The organism is Porphyromonas sp. COT-239 OH1446 (assembly GCF_000768875.1).
In the GTDB taxonomy this organism is placed as follows: domain Bacteria; phylum Bacteroidota; class Bacteroidia; order Bacteroidales; family Porphyromonadaceae; genus Porphyromonas.
Genome location: NZ_JRAO01000010.1, coordinates 307,176 through 330,914, shown reverse-complemented (window position 1 = coordinate 330,914; position 23,739 = coordinate 307,176). Strand labels below are relative to the sequence as shown.

18 protein-coding genes are annotated in these 23,739 nt (G+C 57.2%); 5 read left to right on the top strand and 13 right to left on the bottom strand.

Annotated features, from left to right (window positions below; translation table 11 throughout):
* Positions 1–203: NAD(P)(+) transhydrogenase (Re/Si-specific) subunit beta (locus HQ37_RS03030; protein ID WP_036880147.1), on the top strand; the 203-nt coding region annotated here is incomplete at its 5' end.
* Between the two features lie 100 nt (positions 204–303).
* On the opposite strand, the gene pyk is transcribed toward HQ37_RS03030, so the two are convergent.
* Together pyk and HQ37_RS03020 are read right to left on the bottom strand one after the other, a co-directional pair.
* Complete coding sequence (gene pyk, locus HQ37_RS03025) at positions 304–1,737, bottom strand: pyruvate kinase (RefSeq protein WP_036880145.1); 1,434 nt, start codon at positions 1,735–1,737, stop codon at positions 304–306.
* A gap of 36 nt (positions 1,738–1,773) precedes the next feature.
* The gene (locus HQ37_RS03020; RefSeq protein ID WP_036880142.1) at positions 1,774–2,205 is read right to left on the bottom strand and encodes a type II 3-dehydroquinate dehydratase; all 432 of its coding nucleotides are present in this window, start codon (positions 2,203–2,205) and stop codon (positions 1,774–1,776) included.
* Between the two features lie 67 nt (positions 2,206–2,272).
* Here HQ37_RS03020 and HQ37_RS03015 point away from each other — a divergent pair, with 67 nt between their 5' ends.
* Positions 2,273–3,190 (top strand): tyrosine recombinase, encoded by a 918-nt coding sequence (locus HQ37_RS03015; RefSeq protein ID WP_036880141.1) that lies wholly within the window; start codon positions 2,273–2,275, stop codon positions 3,188–3,190.
* Here HQ37_RS03015 and pdxH read toward each other — a convergent pair.
* Positions 3,187–3,834 carry a pyridoxamine 5'-phosphate oxidase gene (gene pdxH / locus HQ37_RS03010; RefSeq protein WP_036880139.1) on the bottom strand — a complete coding sequence of 216 codons (648 nt, stop codon included), beginning with the start codon at positions 3,832–3,834 and terminating at the stop codon, positions 3,187–3,189. The two genes, HQ37_RS03015 and pdxH, sit on opposite strands and share 4 nt — an antisense overlap.
* A gap of 409 nt (positions 3,835–4,243) precedes the next feature.
* Here pdxH and HQ37_RS03005 point away from each other — a divergent pair, with 409 nt between their 5' ends.
* The 3 genes from HQ37_RS03005 to clpB all read left to right on the top strand — a co-directional run bounded on the left by HQ37_RS03005 (position 4,244) and on the right by clpB (position 8,966).
* The gene (locus tag HQ37_RS03005) at positions 4,244–5,467 is read left to right on the top strand and encodes an L-serine ammonia-lyase, iron-sulfur-dependent, subunit alpha (RefSeq protein ID WP_036880301.1); all 1,224 of its coding nucleotides are present in this window, start codon (positions 4,244–4,246) and stop codon (positions 5,465–5,467) included.
* Between the two features lie 3 nt (positions 5,468–5,470).
* The gene (locus tag HQ37_RS03000; protein ID WP_036880138.1) at positions 5,471–6,061 is read left to right on the top strand and encodes a DUF4294 domain-containing protein; all 591 of its coding nucleotides are present in this window, start codon (positions 5,471–5,473) and stop codon (positions 6,059–6,061) included.
* 298 nt (positions 6,062–6,359) lie between these two features.
* The gene (clpB, locus tag HQ37_RS02995; RefSeq protein WP_036880134.1) at positions 6,360–8,966 is read left to right on the top strand and encodes an ATP-dependent chaperone ClpB; all 2,607 of its coding nucleotides are present in this window, start codon (positions 6,360–6,362) and stop codon (positions 8,964–8,966) included.
* 99 nt (positions 8,967–9,065) lie between these two features.
* Here the strand turns inward: clpB and HQ37_RS02990 are convergent, their stop codons facing one another.
* The 10 genes from HQ37_RS02990 to HQ37_RS02945 form a co-directional block, all read right to left on the bottom strand.
* Positions 9,066–11,249 (bottom strand): cation-translocating P-type ATPase, encoded by a 2,184-nt coding sequence (locus HQ37_RS02990; protein ID WP_036880131.1) that lies wholly within the window; start codon positions 11,247–11,249, stop codon positions 9,066–9,068.
* Positions 11,250–11,261: 12 nt separating this feature from the next.
* Positions 11,262–12,653 (bottom strand): TIGR00341 family protein, encoded by a 1,392-nt coding sequence (locus HQ37_RS02985; RefSeq protein WP_081951736.1) that lies wholly within the window; start codon positions 12,651–12,653, stop codon positions 11,262–11,264.
* A 139-nt stretch (positions 12,654–12,792) separates the two neighbouring features.
* Entirely contained in the window at positions 12,793–13,530 is a 738-nt protein-coding gene (locus tag HQ37_RS02980; protein ID WP_052080711.1) for an ISAs1 family transposase, read from the bottom strand.
* A gap of 337 nt (positions 13,531–13,867) precedes the next feature.
* Complete coding sequence (locus HQ37_RS02975; protein WP_036880129.1) at positions 13,868–15,163, bottom strand: PAS domain-containing sensor histidine kinase; 1,296 nt, start codon at positions 15,161–15,163, stop codon at positions 13,868–13,870.
* A gap of 14 nt (positions 15,164–15,177) precedes the next feature.
* On the bottom strand, positions 15,178–16,524 hold the full coding sequence (locus HQ37_RS02970; protein WP_036880126.1) for a sigma-54 dependent transcriptional regulator: 1,347 nt from the start codon (positions 16,522–16,524) through the stop codon (positions 15,178–15,180).
* A gap of 214 nt (positions 16,525–16,738) precedes the next feature.
* Positions 16,739–18,226, bottom strand: a complete 1,488-nt coding sequence (locus HQ37_RS02965) for a TolC family protein (RefSeq protein ID WP_036880123.1) — start codon at positions 18,224–18,226, stop codon at positions 16,739–16,741.
* A 26-nt stretch (positions 18,227–18,252) separates the two neighbouring features.
* Entirely contained in the window at positions 18,253–19,509 is a 1,257-nt protein-coding gene (locus HQ37_RS02960) for an FtsX-like permease family protein (protein ID WP_036880120.1), read from the bottom strand.
* A 7-nt stretch (positions 19,510–19,516) separates the two neighbouring features.
* Positions 19,517–20,818, bottom strand: coding sequence for an ABC transporter permease (locus tag HQ37_RS02955; RefSeq protein WP_081951735.1), 1,302 nt, complete (start codon positions 20,816–20,818; stop codon positions 19,517–19,519).
* A 340-nt stretch (positions 20,819–21,158) separates the two neighbouring features.
* Positions 21,159–22,427 carry an ABC transporter permease gene (locus tag HQ37_RS02950; RefSeq protein ID WP_036880105.1) on the bottom strand — a complete coding sequence of 423 codons (1,269 nt, stop codon included), beginning with the start codon at positions 22,425–22,427 and terminating at the stop codon, positions 21,159–21,161.
* Between the two features lie 11 nt (positions 22,428–22,438).
* Positions 22,439–23,716: an ABC transporter permease gene (locus HQ37_RS02945; protein WP_036880103.1), complete on the bottom strand. Its 1,278-nt coding sequence runs from the start codon at positions 23,714–23,716 to the stop codon at positions 22,439–22,441.
* Positions 23,717–23,739 lie beyond the last annotated feature (23 nt).

The window sequence follows — 23,739 nt, the reverse complement described above, 5'->3', positions numbered from 1 at the left end:
CCCGAGAGGCCGAGGGGACGCCGATCTACGGGATGCCCATCCTCAGTGTCGATGCTGCCCCCCGTGTGATCATCTGCAATTATGACCTCTCTCCCGGTTATGCAGGCGTTCCCAACCCGCTCTACAGTCGAGGCGAAGGGGTCTTCCTCCGTTTGGGCGATGCCAAGGAGAGCCTCAAGGGCCTCATCGGCTTCGTCTCTTAGGGGCTCTCGTCAGCCACTCCGCTGAATGTGCCAAGGGCTGCCCTCCGAGTATGGAGGGCAGCCCTTGATGCTTGTCTATAGGTTGTGCTGCTGAGGCGAACTAGCTGTTCTTCTCGATGAGCATATCGACGGTCTCGATCTCGAGGCAGTGGGCTGCACCGGTGTGCCCGATCGTTCCACTCATGTAGGCAGCTTGAGACTTCTCCGTGATCAGACCCTTGTTGATGAAGTACTTGATGCCAGAAACGAGGCGAGCCTTCTCACAGGTCGTTTCTTCAGCAAAGTGTGCGTGTACACCATAGCTCAGGGCGAGCTGACGGGCTAAAGTCTCGTTGTAGCATACTGCGCATACAGGTACAGTAGCACGGAACGAAGATAGGTAGCGAGCTGTACGCCCAGTGAAGCTGTCGGTGATGATCACCTCGGTGTCGATCTTGTCTACAGAGCGGACAGCCTGCTTGGCTAGGAAGGCCGTCGTCGTGCTGACCTCGTTGGAGTGAGGCACCTCGTCGTCGTAGTTTGACTGTAGGGTAGCCTCGGCCTCGCTGATGATGCGAGCCATGGTCTGCACGGCCTCGAGAGGGTACTTACCATTTGCTGTCTCGCCAGAGAGCATCACTGCGTCAGTGCGGTAGTAGACTGCGTTGGCGATGTCGCTCACCTCTGCACGTGTTGGCAGTGGGTTGTCGATCATCGTGTGCAGCATCTGCGTGGCTACGATGACAGGCTTCTTGGCTGCGATGCACTTCTTGATGATCATGCGCTGGATGCTGGGGACCTTCTCAGCGGGAACTTCGATAGCGAGGTCTCCACGAGCGATCATGATCCCGCCTGCTACCTCAATGATCTCGTCAATGTTGTCTACGCCCTCTTGGTTCTCGATCTTGGCAATGATCTTGATGTCGCTGTTATGTGCGTCGAGGATCTCCTGGATGTCGAGGATGTCCTGGCGGTTACGGACGAAAGAGTGGGCGATGAAGTCGATGTTCTGAGGGATCGAGTGCAGGATGTTGCCACGATCCTTCTCTGTGAGTGAGGGCAGGTCGATGCGTACGCCTGGTACGTTTACGCTCTTGCGGCTACCGAGCTTGCCGTTGTTTTGGCAGGTTGTCAGGAGCTTATCGCCCTGCTTGTCGTCTACGTGAAACTCGAGTGCTCCGTCGTCGAGCAGGATACGAGCTCCCACAGGTACGTCGTGTACGAAGTTTACGTAGTTTACGTTGATGAGTTCGTTATTGGTCTTGCCCTCGGGGTTGGCCATGAAAATAACCTTATCACCAGCCTTGAACTCTCTCTTGAGCTCGGGATCCCCCTCGAGCGTGGTCGTTCTCACCTCTGGACCCTTGGTGTCGAGTAGCACGGCTACGTCGGGCGATACAGCGCGGGTATTGTTGATCACTTCGGTGATCCCTTCCTTAGTCATGTGGGCGGTGTTCATACGCACTACGTTTACACCAGCCTCGATCAGAGGACGAAGGAACTCTACGCTGCAACGCAGATCCGAGATGGTGGCTACAATCTTAGTCTTTTTCATCTTGTTCTTACTTATAAAATAGGGTTATTGTACTCATCAATAATCGCTGCGCCTGAGGGCCTCGATGGCCAAGGCGTAGCTCTCGAGCCCGAAGCCTGTAATGACACCCTGGCATGCGGAGGCGATCATCGAGGTGTGGCGATAGCTCTCTCGTGCATGGATGTTGCTCAGATGTACCTCGATGACGGGGAGATGGATGGCCCGCAGGGCATCGAGTAGGGCGATAGAGGTATGCGTGTAGGCTCCGGCGTTGAGGATCACGCCCTGGGCGGCCTCGTCCTCGAGGCGGTAGAGGTGATCGATCAGTGCCCCCTCGCAGTTGCTCTGGTAGTAGCCTAATTGGAGGTCTGGGTATCGCTGACGAAGCTGTTCGAGGTAGAGGTCAAAGGAGGTGCTGCCGTAGAGCTCTGGTTCTCGGCGGCCGATGCGACCCAAGTTCGGGCCGTTGACAATCTCTATTCGCTTCACGCTGTGTAGTAATACCTAATCCTTTCGTTACCTTTGCAAAGGTACGTATAAATTATTTATCAATGATATGTTCCCCAGCATGATGCAGCCCTTACTGGAGCGATACCTCTCTTATCTGCGCTTTGAGCTCAATCTTAGCCCTAATAGCTGCTCAGCTTATTTGGATGATGCCCGCAAGCTGGTGCGCTATCTCTCGGACGAGGGCCTTAGCCTTGAGGGGCTGACCTATGAGCAGATGCAGGGCTTTGTAGCGGGCCTGTATGACATCGGGATACAGCCTCGCTCAGTGGCTCGGATCATCTCGGGGGCGAAGAGCTTCTGTCGCTTCTTGCAGCTGGAGGGCTATATGGAGGCCGATCCGTCAGAGTTGCTCGAGACGCCACGCATTGGGCGGCATCTGCCCGATGTGCTCACGACTGAGGAGGTAGATCGGATGCTGGAGGCCTGCCTGGAGCGAGGAGGGGCGGAGATGTTGCGCAATCGGGCCATTCTCGAAGTACTCTTTAGCTGTGGACTCCGTGTCTCGGAGCTTTGCGGTCTCAAGATGGGGGATCTCTTCCTCGACGAAGCCTATCTTAGGGTCTATGGCAAGGGGCGTAAGCATCGCCTCGTGCCGATGAGCCCCTCGGCCATCGAAGAGGTGCGTCGCTACCTCCTCTCCCCTCGTCCACAGCCGCAGCGAGGGCAGGAGGAGTATGTCTTCCTTAGCCGCAGGGGGCGAGCGATCTCGCGCATCATGGTCTTCGTCCTAGTGCGTGAGCTTGCTGGCCTTGCTGGCCTTGGTCAGCGCAAGATCAGTCCCCACACGCTGCGCCATAGCTTCGCTACTGTGCTACTCGAGGGAGGGGCAGGTCTACAAGCCATTCAACTCATGCTCGGGCATGAAGATATATCTACGACCGAGATCTATACCCACATTGACCGCTCGAGCCTAAGAGAGGAGATCGAGCGATACCATCCTCGCAACCGTAAGACTCACGTCTAGGGAGCTATACGATGTAGTGTCCATTCGCCCGTGGTCTCATCCTTCTCGTAGAGGAAGCGATCATGCAGGCGGCTATCTCGACCCTGCCAGAGCTCTATGCGCTGAGGGGTAACGGCCCATCCGCCCCAGTGTTCTGGTCGGGGGATGTGGCGACCGATGAAGCGCAGGCTCTCGGCAGCGAAAAGCCCCATGATGTATTCTCTCGAGGGGATGGGGCGACTCTGCGGGGAGATGCGTGCACCGACACGGCTCTTGTAGGGTCGCTGGTCGAAGTAGGCATCGCTCTCCTGAGGAGAAAGTCGCTCGATAGTCCCCTCGATGTGGATCTGACGCTCCAACTCATGCCAGAGGAAGGTCAAGGCGACATGCCGATTGAGGGCGATCTGTTGCCCCTTGCGACTCTCATAATTGCTGTAGAAGACGAACCGATCGTCCAGGAGCTCCTTGAGCAGGACGGTACGCATGCTCGGCCGTCCGTCGGGCGTAGCCGTGGCTACGATGACGGCGGTGGGTTCGTTCACTTTCATCTCGATCGCCTCCTCAAGCCATTGGGCGACGATGCTGAGGGGCTCTTTGGGTAAGTCCTTGCGACTCAACTGTCGTGAGCTGTACTCACGACGGATGTGCTCTAGATGTAGATCCATTGTCGAAGAATTGTCTTTGTTGCCTGCTCTGTCTCGGCTCGCTTATGGGGCGTAGGAAACTCTACTGAGACCTCTCTTGCACTCCAAATAGGATCTCGAGTGAAGTCCTACTTAGGTCTCCAATGAAGTCCTATTTGGATCTCAAGTGAAGTCCTACTTAGGTCTCCAATGAGCCCCTACTTGGGACTTTGGGTACATCCCATCTAGGCCCTCGATTGAGAGGCCTGATAGGACTTTATCCGAAGCCCTATGGGCCCTTCGGCTGAGGCCCTCTCTGAGGGCGACAGAGCTTAGTCGAACAAATGTAAGTTTTTTCTTACTTTTGAATGATGTCGCAGGGCCTTATCTTGCCCCCGAGGGCTCGGTGAGGGAGTGGCTGCGACAGCCTTATCCACCTATTTCGATCCTTATGGAATCTATCAAGCAAATCTTTCGCATCGGCTATGGGCCGAGCAGTAGCCATACCATGGGCCCTGTGCGAGCCGCACAGATGTTCCTCGAGCGTTGCCCCGAGGCCTGTAGCTATACAGTAACCCTCTATGGTAGCCTAGCGGCCACGGGCAAGGGGCACATGACCGATACCGCCCTGCTCAACATCCTCACGCCTCATGCCCCGACGACTATCGAGTGGCTGCCCGATGTGATCCTCCCCTTCCACCCCAATGGGATGAAGTTCGACGCCTACGATACCCACGGGCAGATCATCGATACCTTCACCGTCTTCAGCATCGGCGGAGGGACGCTGGCCAATGAAGACTTCAACGAGCAGCGCATCAAGGAGATCTACCCCGAGCATAATATGCGCGACATCATGCGGGTACTCTCCAAGAGCGGCATGAGCTACTGGGAGTACGTCGAGCAGTACGAGGACTCCGACATTTGGGACTTCCTCGACGAGGTGTGGACGGTCATGCAAGAGGCCATCCTCTCTGGGCTCGAGGCCGAGGGAGTATTGCCCGGTGGTCTAGGCCTCAAGCGCAAGGCTTCGACTTATCTAGTCAAGGCGCAAGGCTATGGGGCGGCTAGTATCAAGAGCAAAGGCCTCGTCTATGCCTATGCCCTAGCCGTGAGCGAGCACAACGCCTCGGGCGGGCGAGTGGTAACAGCCCCTACATGCGGCAGCTGTGGCGTCATCCCTGCTGTGCTGTATCACCTACAGCAGAGCCGAGACTTCTCTCGCAAACGCATCCTCAGAGCTTTGGCCACGGCAGGTCTCTTCGGCAATGTAGTCCGCACCAATGCTTCTATCTCTGGGGCAGAGGTCGGCTGTCAAGGTGAGGTCGGAGTCGCCTGTGCTATGGGGGCAGCCGCAGCCTGTCAGCTCTTCGGCGGCTCTAATTTGCAGATCGAGTATTCGGCCGAGATGGGCCTGGAGCATCACCTCGGCTTGACTTGCGACCCCGTATGCGGCCTGGTACAGATCCCCTGCATCGAGCGCAATGCCTTCGCTGCTGCACGGGCGTTGGATGCCAATACCTATGGTACGTTTAGCGATGGGCAGCACCGAGTGAGCTTCGATCAGGTCGTCGAGGTCATGCGCAAGACGGGGCATGATCTGCCCAGCCTGTACCGAGAGACCTCGACGGGAGGCCTAGCCTCTACCTACAACATCTACGGTCAGCACATCGACTAAGCCATGATCTCGCTCGAGCAGACCCCTAGAGCCCTATTGCTTTTCCTAGGCCTCCTCCTAGGCCTCGGGTCGCTGCGAGCACAAGAGGTAGGGACGGACGAGCCCCCAGTCTGGGGCGACGAACTGCCAGAGCTTCTCATCGAGGCCAAGAGCCTCCCCCGACCGCTTAATGAGCTCGAGCAGTACCGACTGCGCAGGCGCATCCGAGACGTGCGCAAGACTCTGCCCTATGCGCGCTACATCGCTGCGACCCTTATCGAGACGTACGAGTACATGGAGACGTTGCCCACGGAGCGAGAGCAGGAGCAACATCTTCGGCGGGTGCAGCGAGAGCTGCGCCGAGATATGGAACCCAAGATGAGGGGCTTGACTCTGCGCCAGGGACAATTGCTTATCCAGCTTGTCTACCGACAGACTGGGCAGACGAGCTATGAGCTGGTCAAGGCCGTGCTCGGCGGCTTCAAGGCTTGGTGGTGGAATGCCTTCGCCAACCTCATGGGGGCTTCGCTCAAGGTGGGCTATGACCCGCAGAACAATCCCAACGATGCCACGACAGAGCGCATCATCCGACTCCTCGAGCTAGGCATGCTCTAGCCCCAGGAGAGAGTGCACGAGCCCATCCCCGAAGTATGGGGGTGGGCTCGTGGTATTGAGAGGGAGCTCCTCGGCAGAGAAGTGAGACAGAATGGCTTATAAACTCTGTGGAGAGGTCTGTTGAAGCCCTATTTTCAGTCAATATGTCTCGTTTTTAGCCCCTTGCATGAGATTTGCAGGGGCATAGATGTAGGGCGAGGGGAGACCTTCGAAGCCGGTGCGTAGGCCTACTTGCCCGACATTCAGAGACAACAATCACTCCAATTCAAGGCACAAAACAACAAGACAAACAACTGCTATGAACATCAATCGCTATACAATCAAAGCTCAAGAAGCTCTGCAAAACTCCGTAGAGCTCGTACGACAGAGCGGAGGACAGGCTATTGAACCTGCCCATCTACTCTCGAGCCTGCTCAGCATCGAGGGTAGCCCCATCCCCTTCCTGCTGGCCAAGCTCTCTATCCCTCAGCAGCGACTGCAAGAGGCCTGCGCCCAGCAGATCGCTCAGATGCCCCGTGTATCGGGGGCTGAGCCTTACCTGAGCCGCAACTCGCACGAGGTGCTTGAGCGTGCTGAGGGACTGGCCACCGAGATGAAAGACGAATATGTGGCCCTCGAGCACCTCTTCCTCGCCCTTCTGCTTACCTCCTCACCCATCAGCAAGATCCTCAAGAGCGACCTCGGTGCTGAGGAGAAAGCCCTTCGCCTGGCTATCGCCGAGCTGCGCGGCGGCAACCGTGTAACCAGTCAAAGTGCAGAGGAGCAGTATCAGGCTCTCGAGAAGTATGCCATTAACCTTTGCCAAAGAGCTCGAGAGGGTAAGCTAGACCCTGTGATCGGTCGAGATGACGAGATCCGCCGTGTGCTCCAGATCCTCTCACGTCGCACGAAGAATAACCCCATCCTCATCGGGGAGCCTGGGGTCGGTAAGACGGCCATTGCCGAGGGCTTAGCCTACCGCATCGAGCGAGGCGACGTGCCCGACAACCTGCGCAGCAAGCAGGTCTACTCGCTCGATATGGGTGCCCTCATCGCTGGGGCGAAGTACAAGGGTGAGTTCGAGGAGCGTCTCAAGAGCGTAGTCAGTGAGGTCAGCCGCAGCCAGGGGGAGATCATCCTCTTCATCGACGAGATCCATACCCTCGTCGGTGCAGGCAAGAGCGAGGGTGCTATGGATGCCGCTAACATCCTCAAGCCTGCTCTAGCACGAGGTGAGCTGCGATCCATCGGGGCAACCACCCTCGACGAGTATCAGAAGTACTTCGAGAAAGATAAGGCTCTCGAGCGACGTTTCCAGATGGTTATGGTTGACGAGCCCGATGAGATGAGCTCGATCTCCATTCTGAGAGGCCTCAAAGAGAAGTATGAAAATCATCATAAGGTACGCATCAAAGACGATGCGATCATCGCTGCCGTTCGCCTGTCGGATCGCTACATCAGCGATCGCTTCCTCCCTGACAAGGCCATTGACCTGATGGACGAGGCTGCAGCTCGACTGCGTATGCAGATCGATTCCTTGCCAGAGGATCTCGACGAGATTGCTCGCCGCATCAAGCAGCTCGAGATCGAGCGAGAGGCCATCCGCAGAGAGCAGGATGAGGCTAAGGTCGAGCAGCTCTCCGCAGAGATCGCTGCCCTCAAGGAGCAGGAGACCTCTGGTATGGCCAAGTGGCGAGCCGAGCAGGAACTCATTAATCGCATCCAGCAGGCTAAGATCGAGATCGAACGACTCAGCCACGAAGCCGAGCGTGCCGAGCGAGCAGGGGATTATGGCCTAGTGGCAGAGATCCGCTATGGTAAGATACGAGCTCAAGAAGAGCTGATTGCCCAAACGCAGAGCCAGCTGGCCGAGACTCAGGGACAGAGTGCTATGATCCGAGAGGAGGTCGAGGCGGAGGATATCGCTGACATCGTCTCTCGCTGGACAGGCATCCCCGTAGGCAAGATGATGCAGGGCGATCGTGAACGCCTCCTACACCTCGAGGACGAATTGCATCGACGAGTAGTAGGACAGCATGAGGCCATCGTGGCTGTTTCGGAGGCCATTCGTCGTAGCCGTGCAGGGCTGCAAGACCCCAAGCGACCCATCGGTTCGTTCATCTTCCTCGGCTCCACAGGTGTGGGGAAGACGGAGCTGGCTAAGGCTCTCGCAGAGGTGCTCTTCGACGACGATACGATGATCACCCGCATAGACATGAGTGAGTATCAAGAGAAGCACTCCGCCTCTCGTCTCGTTGGTGCGCCTCCGGGATACATCGGCTACGACGAGGGAGGTCAGCTCACAGAGGCTGTGCGGCGCAAGCCTTACTCTGTCGTCCTCTTTGACGAGATCGAGAAGGCGCACCCCGATGTCTTTAATATCCTCCTCCAGGTCTTGGACGATGGACGTCTAACGGACAATAAGGGCCGAGTCGTGAACTTCAAGAACACGATCATCATCATGACCAGCAACATGGGTAGCGACCTTATTCGACAGCAGCTCAGCGAGCTCAAGGGGCTGAGTCCGATACAGCGAGAGGAGCGTCTCGAGCGAACGAGCAACCAAGTCCTCGAGCTGCTCAAGACGATGCTCAGACCAGAGTTCCTCAACCGCATCGATGAGACCATTGTCTTCACTCCATTAGGTGAGGAAGAGATTCGTCAGATCGTCCGCCTCCTGCTCGACGCTGCAGTGAAGACTCTTTCTGCCAATGGTATCACCCTTCGCTACACGGATGCTTTGGTGGATCGAGTTGCGGCTGAGGGCTACGACCCCGAGTTCGGTGCTCGTCCAGTCAAGAGGGTCATCCAGCGCAAGCTGCTCAGTCAGCTTAGCCGAAGCATCCTCAGCGGCGAGGTGGAGACTGGAGGGTCTATCCTGATGGATGCTGACGAGAGTGGTTACCTCTTCCGCTCCGAAGCCTAAAGGGCATCGAGCTACGAATGACAATAGCGAGGCCGTCCTCTACTCTGTGGGGTAGGGGACGGCCTCGCTGCATCTTGTAAGGTGGGGGTAGAAGTCTCTCTAGAGGCGCACCTTGCCCAGGCGCAGGCTATTGCCTACGACGCTGAGGCTACTGAGGGTCATGGCCAGACTTGCCAGCATAGGGTTCATCTGGTGTCCTGTAAGGGGGATGAGTACTCCTGCAGCCACTGGGACGGCCAGCACGTTGTAGGCGAAGGCCCAGAAGAGGTTGCCTCGTATCGTGCGCAGCGTGGCTGCCGAGAGATCGATCAGGCGGACAATCTGTGCGGGATCACTGCTGCGCAGGGTTGCCATCGAGCTCTCCATCGCAATATCGCTACCTGCCCCCATAGCGATGCTGAGGTCAGCGGAGGCCAGGGCGGCACTGTCGTTGATGCCATCGCCGACCATAGCTACCCGAAGGCCGCTGCGCTGAAGCTCACGCACGAAAGCCTCCTTGTCCTCGGGCAAGACTTCTGCACGCCAATGCTCGAGCCCTAACCTTTGGGCTACGGTACGAGCTACGCGCTCTTCGTCGCCTGTGAGCATGTAAACCTTGATCCCTCTTTGGTGAAGAGAGGCTACAGCATCGAGCGAGCTGGGGCGTAGCTCATCATCGATGTCGATATGCCCGAGCAACTGTCGCTCCGAGGCTATGTAGATGCGGATAAGGCTGCTCTCAGCCTCGGCTGTCTCTGGTCTGTGCCCTAGCTCCTGCATCCATCGGTGGCTACCGACGAAGTAGCTTTCGCCCTGGAATGAGCCCTTGAGTCCTCGGCCTGTGATGGAGGTGAAGTCCTCTATCTCTGCGGGCGATATGCCTTCGAGAGTCCTAGCGATGGCCTTGGAGAGGGGGTGCTGACTGCGCTGCTCGAGGGCGAGTAGGATGCTAGGGGCTTCGCCTCTCTCTGTGCTGTACCACTGGATAGATGAGACTCGAGGCTCTCCGTAGGTGAGAGTTCCTGTCTTATCCATGACTACGGCATTGATGTGCGCTGCCACCTCGAGGCTCTCGGCATTCTTGACGAGGATGCCCATTCGGGCGGCTCTCCCAATGCCGACCATGATGGCAATAGGGGTTGCTAGACCGAGGGCGCAGGGGCAAGCGATGATCAGCACAGACATGAGTGCTACGAGGCCTCGAGAGAAGCCCTCCTCGGGGGCAAGTAAGAGCCATGCGACAAAGCTAATAAGAGCCACCAGAACGATCACAGGGACGAAGACACGCGCCACCCGATCGACTAGGCTCTGTATCGGAGCTCTAGAGCCCTGGGCTTCGTGCACGAGACGGATGATGCGAGAGAGTAGGGTGTCTTGTCCGGTCTTAAGGGCACGATAGACGAGGCTGCCCTCGGTATTGATCGTCCCTGCAAAGACTTCGTCGCCGAGCTGCTTGTGCCGTGGCAGGGGTTCTCCGCTCAGCATTCGTTCGTCGACGTAGGCCTCTCCCTCCTCGACGAGGCCATCGACTGCGATGCGTTCGCCAGGGCGCAGACGTAGGAGGGTGTCGGGCATGATGGCCTCGACGGCTACCTCTCGGTCGCCCTCAGGGGTGATAGCCATGGCGGTCTCGGGGCGTAGGCCAATGAGAGCCCGAATGGCGGAGTTGGCCGTGCGCCCAGCCCTCATCTCGAGCAGCTTGCCCAGTAGGACGAAGGTGATGATCATGCTCGAGGCCTCGAAGTACGCATGAGGCTCCTGTCCGAGGGAGCGCAATAGGTCTGGAAAGAGGAGGCCGAAGAGGCTGTAGAGATAGGCCACAAGGGTACTGAGCGAGACTAAGAGATCCATCCCTGCCCCGCCGCCCCTGAGCTGTAGCCAGGCACGTCGGTAGAAGGGGGCTCCGCTATAACCCATCACCACTAGGGTCAGGATCGCCTGGGTGATGACAGACCACTGCTCGTGCATGTAGCCCATGCTGAGGATCATAATCGGCACGGCGAGGATGAGGGCGAGGATCGTGGCTCGGCGCATGCGGCGGTACTCTCTCTCGGCGATCAGATCGGCATCAGCACTGCTCCACTGGCCGATGTGCAGCTGGTAGCCTAGCGAGGAGATGAGCTCCTGTAGCCGCTCGGGGGTACAGAGGTCGAGGCGGTAGCGTATGCGGGCCTCTTTGCTAACGAGGTTGATCTGTGCATCCTCGACCCCAGGGAAGCCCTTGAGGGCCTCGGTAGCCCTAGCGGCACAGCCTGCGCAGTGCAGTCCCGTGATGGTGAAGGTTCTTTGTACGCTGTTGGACATAGGATTTGGGAATTATTTGTAGATAACATTGAGCTTAGGGGCCTTGGATCTCTCTAGAAGCCAGCCGTCGAAGCGTTTTTCGTCCATTGCCGAGAGCTTGCGGGAGCGATCGACCAGGACGATGAGTACAGAGTCTTGATAGCTCTCGGCGGAGGCTGCCGGGGCGAAGGTAATGCGGTCGATTTCGGGGAAGAGCATCCGTGCCTCGGCATTCACCTCTCCCGAGAGGCGGCTGTAACGACTCTGTCGGGAGAGTACCTGCTTGAGCGAGTCGATCTCTCTTTGTTGCTGTTTGATGATACGCTCGCTATTGGCGTAGAGGTCTTGTAAGACGACACTTCGGAGCTCGTCCACATTTAGCTCTTGGCCCTTGCCATCCTCGAAGCCCTGCTTGATGATAAGCTTGGTGTCGTCGAGTCCGTAGCGAGGCATCAGGGTGGAAATACTGTCGATATAAGTCTCCTCGAACTCTTTACCTAGTAGCACGACCTCGAGACTGTAGCCGTCCCTGCTCTTGCTAAGCCGCTCACGGATGACTTGTACCCTAGGGGAGGATAGATGCTCGCTTACGAAGCGATGTGCACCATCTTCTCGTACGCTATCCTGCACGAGCAGGAAGGCGAAGTAGATACTGGGCATGATCGTGGAGACTGCGATGAAGGTTACTAGGCGACGGATATGACGCTCCCGCTCCTTATCGATGAAGGCCTTGCGAGGGAACTTGAGAGCACGTACCATGACATAAGTTCCAAGACCTATAAAGACCGAGTTGATGATGTAGAGATAGAATGCCCCAAAGAAGAAAGACCAGTTGAGCTGACTCAACCCATAACCTGCTGTGCAGAGTGGGGGCATCAGAGCTGTGGCGATGGCGACACCGGTGGCGACATTGCCCTTGTTGCGAGAGCCAATGGCCACCATCCCAGCTACTCCACCGACGAAGGCAATCAGCACGTCGTACACAGTGGGCGTGGTGCGGGCTAGTAGTTCGCTCTGTGCCTTGCTCAGCGGTGTCAGAACGAAGTAGATCGTAGCTGTTAGGACGCTGAAGAGGGTGATGAGGGCGAGGTTGCGCAGGGAGCGTTTGATCAGCTCGAAGTCCGAGATCCCCAGCCCCAGCCCGAAACCAATGATAGGGCCCATGAGGGGGGAGATGAGCATCGCTCCAATGATCACGGCGGTCGAATTGACATTCAAACCTAGCGAAGCAATCAAGATGGCGCAGACGAGGATCCAAATACGAGAGCCTCGGAAGTCTACATCTTCCTTGATGGTCTCGATGGTGAAGTGTTCGTTCTCTCTCTGGTAACCCAGGTCGATGAGCTCCAGGAGGCGTTTCTTGATGCGCTGGCCGATGCTGAGTTTCTCGGCAGAGTTAGAGGACTGTAGGTAGTCTGTATTCATCGTTATTGTACTGGTGAACTTATAGATATGACGAGTATCACAACAGATTGTCTACCCCTCCATGGGGATTAGATCTGCAAATGTACTCATATAACAATGACGACTGCCCGAGGGTTACAATGAGCCCAGGGCTGACGCATTAAAACTCCAGGTCGATTATTTGGCTGGGAGACATGCATCCAAAATTCAACATCATTCTGCTAATAGAGGACTTCTTTTTCTGCTTAATTCGCTGAAGTAGATAGAGATTTACCTTCTGTATTAAGTCCATAATCTGAGGAACATTGCGCACCCTTTTACGAGAATCATCTTGCCGGAGAAAGACATCCAAGCAATAATGTAGCTTGTTTTCAATGGCCCAATGATCTCGAATAGTCTTGTGTATAGCCTCTAAATCCGTTGAGGAGGAAATATAATAAGCCGTCTCTTGGCTTTTCTTACCTGTCTTTTTATCCTCACGAATACGGCTCACTTTATGGACAGAAGCTAGGCCAGCCCATCGGCTGAGTATCGAGGAAGCCTCAAGCTCTAGTGGATGCAATATGCTCTCATAACGCCTTGTTTCAATGCGTCCGTGCCCAAGCTCAGTCTGCTTATTAACAGCGATATGCTTGGCGAAGTGAGGACAGAAGAGCTCTTCCAATTCTTGTTTGCTGTGTAGCTGATTGTCTTTGACAGGCAAGAGATAATCGCCTCCTCTAGCGGTGATGGTCTTGGCTAAACTGGTCTGAGTAGCAATGGCATCTATAGAGATGAGATTGCCCTCTAGATCAAGCTTTTCAAGCAGGATTTCAATGGCATTGAGTTCGCAGTCTTTCTTATCAATATAGACTTGCGCAATAGAAACAAGTTCTTTGGAGGCTATCGCCCTAGCCACTGAGCACCGACTACTCTAGAACCAGGGATGTCCCCTCGAGAGCGACTTGAGGCGCAGATGAGACACCAGCAGAGGCTCGAGTGAGAGACCATCTAGCATCGCAGTAGAGGTCTAAGGAGGACTTCAACTGAGATCCAAATAGCATCACAACAGAGACTCAAGTAGGACTTCGATCGAGACTCAAATAGGATCGCAGTAGAGGTATAAGTAAGAGCAAAACACGGCCCTCGAGAGGCACTCCTACGAGGCCCTACAAGGAGGACAAAAAAGCTCTCGGACAAGCCTCCACCTAGAGGGTATGCCCGAGAGCTATGAGGCAGGACGAGGCCTCGAAGCGTTAGAAGTAGATCACAAAGCGCGTCCATCCATCGGGATGTGTGCTGAGGCTATAGCGGAAGCCGTGCCTGAGCATGACCTCTCGGATGAAGATCAGTCCAATGCCCTGCCCACTGCGCTTGGTGGAGAAGAAGGGGCGGAAGAGCTGAGCCTCAACCTCCTTCGAGATCCCTACCCCATTGTCTGCAATCTCGAGACTACGGCTGCTCTGACTCGTTCGGATGCGGATCTCTCCGTCGGTCTCGATGCTCTCGACGGCATTCTTGAGGATGTTTTGCACAGCCCCTTCGATGAGAAGCGTATCGAGCCATACAGGCTCGAGCAGAGGATCTAGCTCGAGGCAGAGCTCGATCGAGCGAGAGAGGCACAGCCCCTCCATCAGGCGAGCCGAGGTCGAGAGGAGCTGATTGAGGTCTGTAGGCTGTAGCGAGGCCTCTGGGATGCGTACCACATCGGCAAAGTTGGTGATGAAACGGCTCATGCTGTAGCAGCGATCGATGCACACCCGCATGACCTCGGCCAGCTCGAGGCTCTCCTCGCCCTCGGGCAGGAGAGAGATGAGCGTATCGAGCGTCGAGGTGATGCCAGCCGTGCTGTTGTTCACCTCGTGCGAGATCATCCGAATGACCTGCTCATAGGCCTTCTTCTCCGCCAGCCGCACCTCCTCGGTGAGACTCTCCATCAGGTAGAAGTGCCGAGCGAAGCCTCGATCGACAAAGCTCTCGAGCGTGCACTTATAGATCGAACCATCATGCATCGTAAGCGAACGGGTCTCGTGTAGCGGGATCTCCTCCAGCGGCAGGCGAGTGGTGCGGGTGATCTCCTCCACAGACCAACCGACCTCGACCTCGTGCTGCTCCAACTGGAGCATACGCCGAGCAGCAGGATTGACCAGGCTTACCCGACGGTCATAGTCCAGCACGATCACGCCCATCGGAGAGGCGTGGATAAGCAGATCGAGGAACTCATTCTGCTCCCTGAGCCGCAGACGCTCATGCTTGAGCTGATCCATCATGCGGTTAAAGATCTTGATCACCCCATCGGCCTCATATTGCCCGACCGAACGCAGGCGAGAGCTAAAGTCCTGCTCTCGCAGGAGATCCATCCCGCTCTCAATGCTCCTGATCGGGCGAATAGCAAAGCGATAGAAGAAGGGTAGGTAAAGTAGCGACAGGGCCGAGAGGATGAGCAGCCAAAGGCGGTATCTGCCCTCTCCACTGACAAAGCTCAACGAGGCTACAACCAGCAGGGAGAGCAGTAAGAGAGAGAGTAGTGTAAAGTGATGACGCAGGCGCATGAGAAAGGATGGGGCTAGAGGTTATACTTCTCCATACGTCTGTAGAGGGCCGCACGGCTGATCCCCAGCGTGCGAGCAGCACGACTCAGATTGCCCCGATGCTGCTCGAGAGCTCGACGGATAGTTTGCTCCTCCAGCTCCTCTAGACTCATGGCTGGCACAGAGGATTGGATTACAGAGCTTGGAGAATTGATCTGCAGAGCCTCGACCTCAATGCAACCACTACCCGAGACTAGGATACTTCTCTCAACGATGTTTTTCAATTCACGGATATTCCCTGGGAAGGAGTAGCTCGAGAGCTGCTCCAGTGCCGCTCGTGAGAAAGTCGCACGAGGCATCCCATGATGCTCCGTGAGGCGATCGGCGAAGTGCTGCGCCAGGAGGGGTATATCCTCCACACGCTCACGAAGGGCAGGTAAATGGATTTGGATCAGATTGATACGGTAGAAGAGATCCTCACGGAAGGTTTTCTCACGTACCATAGCCCCGAGGTCGGCATTCGTTGCACTGATCACACGTACATCTACCCGGGTCGGGCGACTATCGCCCAGCACCTCGAAGCTCTGATCCTGCAAGACCCGCAGCAGCTTGACCTGGCAGCTCAGATCCAACTCTCCGATCTCATCGAGGAAGATCGTCCCTCGGTCGGCCAGGCTAAACCGCCCTACCCGATCCGCATGGGCATCGGTGAAGGCCCCTCGTTTATGACCGAACATCTCACTCTCGAAGAGGCTCTGCGAGATCCCCCCGAGATTGACCTTGACGAAGGGCTTGGAACGTCTTCGACTATTGCGATGGATAGCCTCTGCGACCAGCTCCTTACCCGTACCACTCTCACCGGTGATCAATACCGATGCCTGCGTATCTGCTATGCGAGCGATGCTCGAGAGCACCTCGATCATCTGTGGCGATCGACCAATGATCCCTTCGAGATCATAACGCTCATCCAGCTCAGTACGGCTCGAGGGTACAGGTATCTGCCCTCGCTCACGGCTGCGCAGGTTGAGTGCCGTCTCGACCGAGGCGAGCAGCTGCATATTGTCCCAGGGCTTGGTGATGAAGTCAAAAGCTCCAGCCTGCATCCCCCTTACAGCCAAGGCTATAGATCCCCAAGCAGTGATGAGGATCACAGGCGTTTGGGGGCAGAATATGCGCACCTCTTGCAGTAGCTCTAGACCCTCTTCGCCCCGTATATCGACGGAGTAATTCATGTCCATGAGCATCAGAGCGGGCGTTGTATGGCGAACGAATTCCAGCACCTCCTGGGGCGAGGCAAAGGTCTCGACCTCGTAGCCCTTGCGCCTGAGCAGCAGCGAGAGCGACGAGCGCACAGCAGCGTCATCGTCTATAATGGCAATCATATCTTCGTCCTGGGACTGATTATGGGGTAAGGTCTGAGCCTCGGGGGAGCTCACCCTGGGCTATCCCTCGAGATCTTACTAGAGGCAGCGGAGACTGTGAAGGGCATCGGCCTAGGAGGCACAGAGCGTTAGACATACAAATATAGCTCATATTTCACATCCTCTAACCCAGATGGAGACAGGGCAAGAGGGGGAGAGGGGCGAGGGATGGGGGTTAGCGGCGCATGAGGGGCTCGAGGTCTACCTCTAGGCCCTCACCCCGCTCATAGTCGTAGAGCGTTAGGCTGCGGATCTGATAGTAATAGTGCCAGTAGAGGTGCATCTCGGAGAGATACTTCGCCCGAGCATTGTCCTTGGAGAGCTGAGCATCGCTGAGGTCGAGGGTGTTGATCTTGCCCAGGAGAAAAGACTCCACCGAGGTATCGTACCTCTTGCGAGCGATCAGGTCTGCCTCTCGGGCGATATTGAGCTGCTCGGCCTGGTTGTTGTACTGCTCGACAAGCAAGTAGATGTCTTGGGAGAAGTCCATCTCCTCCTTCCTCGTCTGAGCCTCAACGACGGCTCGATGACTCTCGGCGACCTTCACTCTTCCCTTGCGCTTGCCCCAGTCCACCAGGGGGATCTTGAGCCCGATCTGTACGATTTGGTTGTCGGCGAGGTTGCGGTAAGCTGCGCCCAGCTCCTGGGCTCGGCCAGTATAGCCTATAGAGGCGTAGATATTGATCTGCCTGCGATCGCCTCTAGCTCGGGCGACCTCGTAGTCGGCCTCGATCTGTCGGCGGCGTAGGTTACGGGCGAAGGAGCCGTGCTTCATCGCCCTGTCGAGCACCTCCTGGTAGAGCATCGTGGGGTAAGTAACCAGCTGTGGCGTCTCAGGCTCTAGATCGATCTCGCTTGAGAGGCCGAGGAAGGAGCGCAGGCGAAACATCGCCCCTCGTAGCTGCGACTGCTGGTGCGTAAGGGCCGAGGCGGCCTTGAGGGCGGAGAGCTTGAGCTGTAGGAGTTCGTTCTCGGAGATTTGGCCCATCTTGCGCCGAGCCTGAGCGATCTCGTAGATGCGCTCGGCATTGGTTTTGTTCTGCTCGGCGATCTTGTGGTTCTCCCTCGAGAGCAGGAGGTCAAAGTAGAGGGAGATCGTACGCAGGGTAATGCGCTCGCTACGCTCGATGAAGGCCGCCTTAGCCTCCTCGTAGCGTATGGGGGCGATACGACTCTGCCACTTGAGGTGATTGACTCCGAAGAGCGGCTGAGCGTAGGTGATGCCGATCGGGATGCTCATATAATTGCGCCGAGCCCCTGGGGTCGAGAGCGGATCTATGTACTGTAGGGAGGAGCTCAGAGAGAGCCGCCCACCTGTCAAGCGGACATTCTGCTCGATGGAGAGCTGGGCGGCTGTACGCAGGCTGTTGTTACGGACGAACTGGTACGATCCGTCTGCATTCTGATAGAGATTGAAGCCTCGCTGTAGGTCGGGGGCAGTCATCTCCAGGGTCATCTCGGGCAGCAGGTCGGCCCTGTGGGAGCGATAGGCCCAGTAAGCCGATCGTAGCTCGCCGAGGGCGACGGAGGCATCGACAGACTGCTCTCGAGCCAATGCGACTGCCTCGGCGAGGCTGAGGTGGCGCAGGCTACCCTCGCTCTGGGCCGAGAGATCGCCAAAGAGGAGCGAGAGGGGAAGGAGGAGGAGGGATATTCGTTTCATTGTCTTGGGGAGAATAGGGCGTGAGACTACTCGCTGCCGAGGGCCTCGACAGGCTGTATCTGAGCGGCCTTGCGAGCGGGGATCCAAACGCTGAGCACTACGACAGTGCCCATAAGGGCCAGGGTAAGGAGGTTGCCGACGAGGAAGCGCATCCAGGGGAGGTTGATCCAGTAGTAGGTGTCTTGTGAAATCACCTCGTTGGAGGCCATCCACCACTCATCGAAATTCTTGGTGAGCGTGAGCGTAAGGTCGGCCGAGAAGACCAAGTAATTGATCACGAGGGCGGGCAAGGCTGCCGCTAGGAGCAGGATGAGGGCCTCAAGGATGATATGCCCCGAGAGGCGGCGTGGGCTACAGCCGAGGGTCATTCTGAGAGCCAGCTCGCCCCGACGCTGCTGGGTGCGAAACCAAAACGAGCCGATGACCCCGAGGGCGATGCTCACGACGAAGAAGAGGGTTACGGTACGGGCCATCATTTCTTTCTTGGTGATCCCCTCCCAAAACTCTCGCCTCTGACGCAGCTCGCCGAGGCTGCTACAGCGCAGGATCTCCTCGGAGAAAGCTGCGGCGTTGAAGGTCTCGTCGGTGGAGAAGATATATTGATTGGCTATCCTCTCGCCCCGAGTCATGGGGAGGAAGGCCAGGGGCACGGGCAGGCGATAGTCCTCGACCTTGAAGTCCTCGCACACATCCACGACCCTCCAGTCCACAAGCCCCTTGGCCACGAAGCGATGCTCAGCCTCGTCGATGAGCTTGCCTCGAGGGTCTTCGTCAGCGAAGAAGTAGCGGGCCAGCGAGCGAGAGATCACCACCGCATTGGGGTCGCTGTAGTTGAGGCGAATGAGCTCTCCCGTATAGATCGAGCGGATGCCCAGGATGCTGAAGTAGCTGTCGTTCTCGATGCTCTTCTCGTAGACCAAGATCTTCTTGTCCTCGGCGGATTGCGTTTTGTCTAGTGTAAGCCCTAGGAGTGCTTGAGCCCCGAGATAGGGTGCTACTTGGCCCGAGGAGGCATAGACCTCCCGCACACCAGGGAAGCGACGGATGCGCTCGGGATAGCTATCGGCCACGGCCGAGGAGGGCTGAGAGCCACGAGGGGGGAGGTAGCGAGCCGTGTAGACCCCCTCGATGTCGAAGGCATTGGGCAGAAATCGATTGTGCAGGATCTGCACCCCGTAGTCCACGATGTACCAGGCGAGGCAGAGGCAGAGCAGCAGCTCGGCATAGAGCCAGGCGGTACGGCGGCGGAGCGTCCAGAGCTGCTTGAGGATAAGGCGTATCATAGAGGAGTTACTTTTGGTTGGCGTGATGATCGAGCAGGGAGCTCACAATACCCTGGCGAGAGAATTGGAGGACGGGCAGGAGGCTCGAGATGAGGTTGATAATGAATGCTCCTACGATGAGGTAGAGCATCGTCCAGCCATCGAGCAGGAGCGAGGGCGAGAGCCCCGAGGCTAGGTCTCCGAGATCCGCCAGGTCTACCCCAGGAACGGCATCGTAGATATAGATCAGCTCCAGCGAGCTGGCAACGAAGAGGGCTAGGACGAAGCCGATACTCGCCCCGATGAAGCTCAGGAGGAAGTTCTCGACGATGAACTGCATCATCAGGTCGAGGCGTGTCGCTCCGAAGGCCTTACGCACACCGATCTCGGCCAGTCGTCCCTCGAGGATCGTGCTGTTGAGCCCCGAGAGATTGAGGGCTGGGACGATGAGGAAGAGGGCCACGACAGCGATGAGGATCGCAAGCGTGCGGGAGGTATCGCCGCCCCCAGCGAGCATCTTGTCCAGGGTGGTGTAGGGAGCTCCGTCGAGGCGTACCTGCTGGCCTGTGGCCTTGGTATAGTCCTCGAGGCGATGGCTTAGGGCCGTGCGGATCTGCTCGGGGGTATAGCCTCCTTTCATGAGTAGCTTGGCCTGATAGCCCCCGAGTACGGTGGGAGCTCCCTCACGGGGCTCTTCTTTCATACTGCACGTATGGGGCACCCAAATATGCCCGAAGCTATTGGGCAGCACGTAGGGGACGTCCCGCACGATGCCGACGATGCGGTAGGCCTTATCGTCTAGGAAGAAGTCTCGGCCCATGGCCTCCTCGCCAGCGAAGAGATAATCTGCTACCCGACGGCTCACCACGGCCACCCGACGAGCGGCAGAGACATCTGCCTCGGAGAAGGGCTCACCGGAGATGAATTCGTAGTCGAAGATCCGCCAGTGCTCCTGATCCACATGGCGAACGGACATGGGCCGAGGCTTAGGGGTCTCGGGCGAGGAGACCTCCGCCCCCCATAGGAGAGCCTCCGTGGAGACACGCTCCACGCCCTCTAGGGGGAGGAGGTAATCTTGGATGAAGGACAGGGAGAGGGACCCCATGCTCATCGAGCGGTTCTCCTCATCCCCCCACTCGAGGGAGATCTGATCCATGTAGAGCGTCCGCCCGCGCTCGTGCTCGGGGTAGATATGCCCTCGATGCAGGTGCAGGTAGAAGGCCACGAGCATGGCCATCAATACCGCCACGGCAGTCCCTGCGATGTAGATAGTGCTGTAGAGGCGATGCTCTCGCATGAGGCGAAGAGCCTGTCTAATGTTTTGTCTCATTGTGATAGAGTACTATAGAGATGGCTACAGGGGTAGGCACCTGGATGATTGTAGATAGTGGGGCGAGGGAGGCCCGAGGGGCGTAGAGAGCTCCTACTAGGCTCGTGGCTGCGCTCCCGAGGGGAGCGCAGCTGAGCTCCTAGATAGGGCCGTGATCGAGGTCTAAGTAGAGGCTCTCTAGAGATCTAAGTAGGAGCGCAACAGAGATCTAAGTAGGACTTCTATCGAGATCCAAATAGGAGCTCCATGGAGATCTAAGTAGGACCTCGATTGAGACCCAAATAGGAGTGCCATCGAGCTCTAGAGCCTCACCCCTCGAGCCTCCTCCGAGGCCCGAAACTTATTCGCTGCGCAGAGCCTCAGCAGGGGACACCCGAATGGCCCTACGCCCTGGTGCCCATACCCCGAGGATGATCATGAGAGCCATCAGCAGGTAGGTCAGCACGAGGCCCGAGGCGTATCGCCCTAGGGTGAGCTGCATAAACCCTAGTGGGATCACCTCCCAGTACCCTAGGGCGTAGAAGACGAGCATGGCTGGGAGCATAGCCAGCAGCAGGAGCAGTAGGCCCTCGGCGTAGTACTTGCCCAGGATGCCCCGAGGAGTGTCTCCGAGTGAGAGGCGTAGACCAATCTCTGCACGGCGAGCCTCAGTCCTGAACCAAAAGACCCCAACGACACCGAGGAAGATATTCACCAGGAGAAAGAGTACAATGATCCCCTTCGTCTTGATCTCATTGAAGTTGTCCACTTGGCTGGCATCTCGGTTCTCCTCGACAGAGTAGAGATCGGCGATGTAGTAGTTGCCCAGGGTGAGCTGCTCGGTCATCTCGCTTCGGAAGCGGCGGATGAAGTCTCGATCCTCTTCGGGCTTGACCCTCATGGAGAGCTCCAAGCCCCACAGATCCTTACGGTCGGCAAAGTATCGCTCGATCATCGGATCTGTCATGGGGGTGGCGAAGTACTCCGTCCAGTTGATGAACTGGTCATAGCGTACGATGCGACTGATCGCCCCCACACGCAGCCTCTGGGCATTGTCCGAGCTGGGGTCGCCTCGGACGATCTCGCTACCGAGAGCCTCACGAGCCTTACCCTTGCCAAAAAAACGCTCGGCATAGTCCTGGCTGAGGATGATCTCCCCACGCCTCAGGGCCTCCACCATCGCCTCGGTATCCCCGTCGATGCTCTGGTAGCGGTACACTCGGAAAAACTCTGGGCTCACAATACGCTCCAGGGCTGTACAGGAGAGTGTGTCGTGGGTGAGCGAGATGGAGCGATTGTTCCACGTATGCGGACGAGAGTGCAGCGAGGTGCTGGCCACCTCGATCATCGGATTGCGGGCAATGCGGTCTCGGATGGTGAGCAGCTGGGCTCGGTTCTCCTCGACAGAGATCGTGTGGTCGTAGAGCGGACTATTGGGCTCGAGGTAACCCAGGCGCAGGCAGTAGGTATGCTCCACATCGAAGCCCATGGGCTGACGATAGATCTGATAGGTAATATAGAGCTGATCCACGACGACCCAGAGCAGCGAGGCCACGATCATGAGCTCGATCCATAGGGAGAGGTTGGTGCGCCATTCATTGCGCATCACCTTGAGTATATGGCGTATCATAGGGCAGCATTTTATTTGGAGAGTAACGAACTGACGATGCTACGCCTAGAGACTCTATAGGCGGGCAGCAGGGCCGAGAGCAGGTTGATCACCAGGCACAGCCCAAACGCTATGGCGAAGATCCTGGGACTAAGGAGCGAGAGGAGGTCTATCTCCAGTCTAGCTCCCGTCTCCGAATAGGCTAGATAGCCATAGATCAGCCCCTTGAGCAGGTAGGTCGAGGCCACAGCCAGCAGCAGTCCCAGGAGAGAGCCCACAGACGTCTGCACGAGGTTCTCCCAGAGTACCTGCATGAGCAGCTGGCTGCGCTTAGCCCCGAAGGCACGGCGTACCCCCAGCTCGCTGAGACGCTTGCGCATCCGAGAGCTGGTCATGCCCGAGAGGTTGATCGCTGGCACGAGGAGGATGACCAGGATGGTGATCAGCAGCTGCCGCACGATGCCCTCCATATCAGGGGCTACATTGGACCAGATGCGGTTGATGTGGGTGAACTGCGTGTCAGGCTGACCGAGGTAGTAGGCATCCATCTCGGGATTCTCTTCATTGCACTTGAGCCTCAGCTCCTCGACCTCGCTACGGATGGCGTCGAAGTCTTCCGACGAGCGAGCCAGGATGTAGGCCTTCAGATCGCCCACGATACCCCCATAGCCAGGGTCTTGCTCCACAGAGGTGATCGTAACCCAAACCTGAGCATAGCACGAGCTCGCTAGAGTCGAGACATCCCGCACGACCCCACAGATCCTGTAGGAGATATAGTCGATGAGGATCTCCTCACCCACGACCGCAGTCGTACCGTAGAGCTTGCGGGCCACGCTCTCGACCAGGACAGCCTTGGGCCGAGACGAGGCTACATCCGCCTCATCGTAGGGCGCACCCTCGACGAAGTCAAAGGCGAACATCTGCCAAAACTCCGCATCCGCCATCTTCCGATCCACCGAGAGGTTCTCCTTGCTCCCAGGTCTCGACACCGCTACAGGGTAGGTCGAGCCGACCGCACTAACGAGCTGGGCCGAACGCAGCGGCTTGAAGGCCTTCTGAGCATACAGATAGGACATGGAGCCATGCGAGCTCGACTTCTGCTCGCCCTTGGGCCCTGCCCCCATCTTCGAGACGAAGAGCATCCGATCTCGATTGACCTCGGGAGGGTAAGGGGCTGTGCGCACCTCATGAGCCATGATCATCACCATGATCAGGCACACAGCCAGCGCAGTACCCAGTATCGAGATCGCACTGAGCACAGGCGTATCCTGGAGGAGACGCCAGGCCTGCTTGAGATATAAGCGTATCATTACCTTATCCTTATCTAGTGTTG

Bases quoted from the DNA above. Each gene is read 5' to 3' on its own strand.
- clpB (WP_036880134.1), top strand. From the start codon at position 6,360: ATGAACATCAATCGCTATACAATCAAAGCTCAAGAAGCTCTGCAAAAC.
- HQ37_RS02950 (WP_036880105.1), bottom strand. From the start codon at position 22,427: ATGATACGCCATATACTCAAGGTGATGCGCAATGAATGGCGCACCAAC.
- HQ37_RS03015 (WP_036880141.1), top strand. From the start codon at position 2,273: ATGTTCCCCAGCATGATGCAGCCCTTACTGGAGCGATACCTCTCTTAT.
- pyk (WP_036880145.1), bottom strand. From the start codon at position 1,737: ATGAAAAAGACTAAGATTGTAGCCACCATCTCGGATCTGCGTTGCAGC.
- HQ37_RS02975 (WP_036880129.1), bottom strand. From the start codon at position 15,163: ATGCGCCTGCGTCATCACTTTACACTACTCTCTCTCTTACTGCTCTCC.
- HQ37_RS02985 (WP_081951736.1), bottom strand. From the start codon at position 12,653: ATGAATACAGACTACCTACAGTCCTCTAACTCTGCCGAGAAACTCAGC.
- HQ37_RS02965 (WP_036880123.1), bottom strand. From the start codon at position 18,226: ATGAAACGAATATCCCTCCTCCTCCTTCCCCTCTCGCTCCTCTTTGGC.
- HQ37_RS02990 (WP_036880131.1), bottom strand. From the start codon at position 11,249: ATGTCCAACAGCGTACAAAGAACCTTCACCATCACGGGACTGCACTGC.
- pdxH (WP_036880139.1), bottom strand. From the start codon at position 3,834: ATGGATCTACATCTAGAGCACATCCGTCGTGAGTACAGCTCACGACAG.
- HQ37_RS02970 (WP_036880126.1), bottom strand. From the start codon at position 16,524: ATGATTGCCATTATAGACGATGACGCTGCTGTGCGCTCGTCGCTCTCG.
- HQ37_RS02955 (WP_081951735.1), bottom strand. From the start codon at position 20,818: ATGAGACAAAACATTAGACAGGCTCTTCGCCTCATGCGAGAGCATCGC.
- HQ37_RS02960 (WP_036880120.1), bottom strand. From the start codon at position 19,509: ATGATACGCCTTATCCTCAAGCAGCTCTGGACGCTCCGCCGCCGTACC.
- HQ37_RS03000 (WP_036880138.1), top strand. From the start codon at position 5,471: ATGATCTCGCTCGAGCAGACCCCTAGAGCCCTATTGCTTTTCCTAGGC.
- HQ37_RS03005 (WP_036880301.1), top strand. From the start codon at position 4,244: ATGGAATCTATCAAGCAAATCTTTCGCATCGGCTATGGGCCGAGCAGT.
- HQ37_RS02945 (WP_036880103.1), bottom strand. From the start codon at position 23,716: ATGATACGCTTATATCTCAAGCAGGCCTGGCGTCTCCTCCAGGATACG.